This window comes from Actinomycetota bacterium (assembly GCA_018830725.1).
Classification (GTDB): domain Bacteria; phylum Actinomycetota; class Humimicrobiia; order JAHJRV01; family JAHJRV01; genus JAHJRV01.
Window position 1 is genome coordinate 1 of record JAHJRV010000097.1, and the last position, 3,671, is coordinate 3,671.

Below are 3,671 nucleotides of genomic sequence, written 5' to 3' on the forward strand. Positions count from 1 at the left end.
ACTCATGATTTTTCTGACCAACTAAATCCTTCTTTTTCTAATTTCTTCCTGGCTTGGTATACTTCCCGATGATTGCCTTCTTTGATCGCTCTAATACTATTTCTATCAACAAAAACCAACTTAAAATTCTTTTCTTCGAGCATTTTAATCAGTTCGTTAACTTCACCCTTCTTTAAAGCATAACAATAAACTTCAAGCTTGGAACCTTCTTCATTTTTAGAAAATTTATTAAATAGTTTTATATTAAGCCTCCTTTCTTATTCTTCCCAATACGTAAATATTAGATACTCGGTAACGGCTTCCCGATATTTTGTTTTAAGTACATGTGACAGGGGACAGTTTTCTGTCACAAAATCGTCGCTTAAAAAATGTGTCAAAGAACCGTCCCCTGTCATTTAGTCCCCTGTCATTTATAACCAGGCTAATTTTAGACCTTCAAATTTCGCTTTTAAAGGGGGGCAAAAAAAGCCCGCTTATGATTGCCTTCTACTTTTTCCTTAATACTTGCTCTCTGGCTCTGGTATGGTAACCATTGAAACCCTTTAGGTGGTATTTTACTATTATTAGCTAATGGTATTAAACTAAAACCTTTGTTTATGTATTCCTGTATATGGTTTATTATTTTCCACATCAGCTAAAATCTTTCTTTTTCTTTATTCAAATCCTTTCCCATCATATATTTTCCAATTGTTTCCAGTCTTTTGTAAATAGTAATAACCTGATATGCTATCGCTTTCATAATAATAACCAGCAGTTGCAATTAAATTTATACTGACAAATGCGCTTGCATAACTGCCATTTACAGACACGTTTGAAATATTTGTAAAACAAGTTACAGTTACATTTCCATAATATTGTTCTAAAACATTCACGGCATCTTCAAATAAACACGTGGAGTAGTATTGATCCGATCCATAAACACAATAGCTTTTTGCCTTGCTCCAATTCTGATCATTTATAGCTAAAAAATATTCGTTTATAACACTCTTTATTTTTGCCTCATCGGTAGCGGGAGTTACTATCCCCCCACCGCTACAACCCGTTAAAAATATAGCTAATACTAAGAATAAAATTACAAAATAATATTTCTTTTTCATTTTCTTAACTGCCCCCTTTAATTATCTAATAACCAAATCATTCATTTATGGTTCTAAGGTAGAGTACCAATCCCTTTACCGTCTTTAGAATAAACTCTTATTTCTCCATTATCATTTTCATTAACATCCATAATAGCTCCACAATTGCCGACTTTGTTAGCAACCAATATCAGTCCATTATCGTCTTCAGTAACTCCCATAATAGCAACAAGAGTGCCGGCTTTGTTGGTACTACCTATCATTCCACCGTCTTCTCTAGCCATCATACTAGCAGCAACAGTACCGGCTTTGTTGTAAATAATTATTCCTCCATGACCGGCTTTATCAGAGCATAACATAACAACTTCTTGCCCCTCATCATTCACAATTGATATATACCTCGCCCTGATCTCCTCCTGAATAGCTACCTTGCTTTCAACGTTTCCATCTACCAAGAACACATAAAAAACCAATATTGCTAATACTGTATAAAGAAAAATTCTTTCAAATGCTTTCATTATCTTTAAACCCCCTAATTCTTTATCTTTCTTTTTTTATCCTCAAATAATTTATATTCAAAAATACAACAGGAAGCTGAATAAAGAAGCCACACATGCCAGGTATACCTCAAGTCAAAAGAGCTTGCTTGCCATTGAAAAGTACCCCCTACCTCCTTTGCAACAAATACGGCAATAAAGAAAAGGATAACCGGAACAAAAATTGCTAAAATTAACTTTTGTTTTTTATTCATTTTAAACAACCCCCCTAAAACACACGTAAATTTACTACGATATTCCAAAACATCTAATATTTTAGCTCTAGTGAAGGAATTTTAATTGACCCTTAAAATAATATGACCTGATTTTTTGATTTTAGCCTTAGATTTTAAATGCAGACTTCTTTTTCGATAAACACTAGAAAAAAATAGCTATTCACTAGATTCTTGTTTGTTCAAATCACGAATTTTTTCTTTTATGGTTTCTTGAATTTCTCCAAATTCCTCACTGCTAAAATCGCGAATATCTTCACTGGCAGAAAACAGCTCATTAATCATTAGGCGAAAATTTTTCTCTATTCGTTGGCAAGTCATCCCATAAACAAGAGAAACGATATCCAAAGATTTATTGTTGTTTTGGATACTTCTATTATTAATATGACCCAAAAACAAATCCATAATACCTTTACTGTCTAACTTTTTTCTCGTAAATCCACCTTCAGCAACAGCGTTAGTTAAGTTTTCTTGTAGTAAGTTCCAAACACTTATATCTGATGGTACCTTAAATATACTATCTGATTCTCTAACAAACGAGCCATACTGGTCTATTTTTTTGCAGAGTTCTATATTAAATTCTGATTTTTGGTAGTCTGATGATATCTTTTGTAAAGATTTCAGTATTTCATTACTAGCAACATAGAAAATTTCTTTTCTTGCCTCAGATGTTTGATGCTCAAAAGCGAAGACATCAAGAATGAAAAGTATATATGCGGACAGTTCAAATTGCGCGCGCAACTTCGCGTCATTTGCTATCTTTCCAAACCCATTTTTTTTCTTATTTAGCAAACCTAGAAAATTATCAATCATGTATGTTATTGTTCCGCTTGTTATGCTAGCTAATGTTTCCAGGCTTTCTGGAGTATATTTAAGTGCAACTTTTTCTATTGTCTTATCGCCATTGTTCATCTTTTTAACGGTTTCAAGACTGACTCCAATTATCATTTTAAAATACTCTGGTGGCACGCCTCGCTTTTTACGAATTTCTTTTATTTCCTCCTCAAGTGTTTTTGATTTCTTATTCATAAAACTATTTCTGCCCTCCTTATATTAATCTCTTCCTCTTCCAAATTTTTTACCCCCAATGTCTAAAATTTGTTCAAATTATAACGATATGTCAAAATTTTCATTGACCCCTATAATAAATATGACCTGATTTTTTGATTTCAACCCTAGATTTTATATGCAGACTTCTTTTTCTATATTGTTAATTTCTTCCTGGCTGATTCCGATATAGCGCCGGGTAATAGTTACGCTCTAATGACCTAACTTCTCTGATATCTGCTCGATACTTACCCCCTGCATTCTGGCTTGATAACCCCAAGTCTTTCTTAGACTATGTGTCCCCCCAACAAAACGATTTAGATAATAATAGGGACGATAATAATAGGGACCGATAATAATAGGGACACCTACTTATCAACTTTCTTCTTAGGCCTTCCTTTTGGCTTTAACTTAAAAAGTCTCTTAAGTTTTCCTTAAGTCTTTCTACAAAATCATTCGTTCCAAGAAGCTGGCCTGCATGTCAATGAAGGGCTCTTTGTCACACTTCAAGAATATATATTTACCTCATTGAATCGCCACTAGCGTTTGAAAGAATTAGTCCTTTTCAGTTTTTCTACACCTTTATATTAATACGACAAAAGGTTTATAAAATCCTTCTTTTTGAATTTTTTAGGGTCAGGCTTCACAACTTCCTGATTCTTGTATTATTTTTATAGCTTCCGGAAAATATATTTAAGTTTAATAAAATAAAAAAACCGAAAGGAAAACGTATATTAAATCTTTCGGTATAGTCATATTAAAAGGGAGTGTAATTTCGG

Annotated in this window: 5 protein-coding genes; all 5 read right to left on the bottom strand. The window is 33.1% G+C overall.

Annotated elements, in window-relative coordinates; genetic code table 11:
- Positions 1-2 precede the first annotated feature (2 nt).
- Complete coding sequence (locus tag KKC53_04745; GenBank protein MBU2598470.1) at positions 3-143, bottom strand: hypothetical protein; 141 nt, start codon at positions 141-143, stop codon at positions 3-5.
- Positions 144-653: 510 nt separating this feature from the next.
- Positions 654-1,097, bottom strand: coding sequence for a hypothetical protein (locus KKC53_04750; protein ID MBU2598471.1), 444 nt, complete (start codon positions 1,095-1,097; stop codon positions 654-656).
- 53 nt (positions 1,098-1,150) lie between these two features.
- Complete coding sequence (locus tag KKC53_04755; protein MBU2598472.1) at positions 1,151-1,594, bottom strand: hypothetical protein; 444 nt, start codon at positions 1,592-1,594, stop codon at positions 1,151-1,153.
- 14 nt (positions 1,595-1,608) lie between these two features.
- Positions 1,609-1,827, bottom strand: coding sequence for a hypothetical protein (locus KKC53_04760; protein ID MBU2598473.1), 219 nt, complete (start codon positions 1,825-1,827; stop codon positions 1,609-1,611).
- A gap of 177 nt (positions 1,828-2,004) precedes the next feature.
- The gene (locus tag KKC53_04765) at positions 2,005-2,874 is read right to left on the bottom strand and encodes a hypothetical protein (GenBank protein MBU2598474.1); all 870 of its coding nucleotides are present in this window, start codon (positions 2,872-2,874) and stop codon (positions 2,005-2,007) included.
- Positions 2,875-3,671 lie beyond the last annotated feature (797 nt).

Bases quoted from the DNA above. Each gene is read 5' to 3' on its own strand.
- KKC53_04765 (MBU2598474.1), bottom strand. From the start codon at position 2,874: ATGAATAAGAAATCAAAAACACTTGAGGAGGAAATAAAAGAAATTCGT.
- KKC53_04745 (MBU2598470.1), bottom strand. From the start codon at position 143: ATGCTCGAAGAAAAGAATTTTAAGTTGGTTTTTGTTGATAGAAATAGT.
- KKC53_04755 (MBU2598472.1), bottom strand. From the start codon at position 1,594: ATGAAAGCATTTGAAAGAATTTTTCTTTATACAGTATTAGCAATATTG.
- KKC53_04760 (MBU2598473.1), bottom strand. From the start codon at position 1,827: ATGAATAAAAAACAAAAGTTAATTTTAGCAATTTTTGTTCCGGTTATC.
- KKC53_04750 (MBU2598471.1), bottom strand. From the start codon at position 1,097: ATGAAAAAGAAATATTATTTTGTAATTTTATTCTTAGTATTAGCTATA.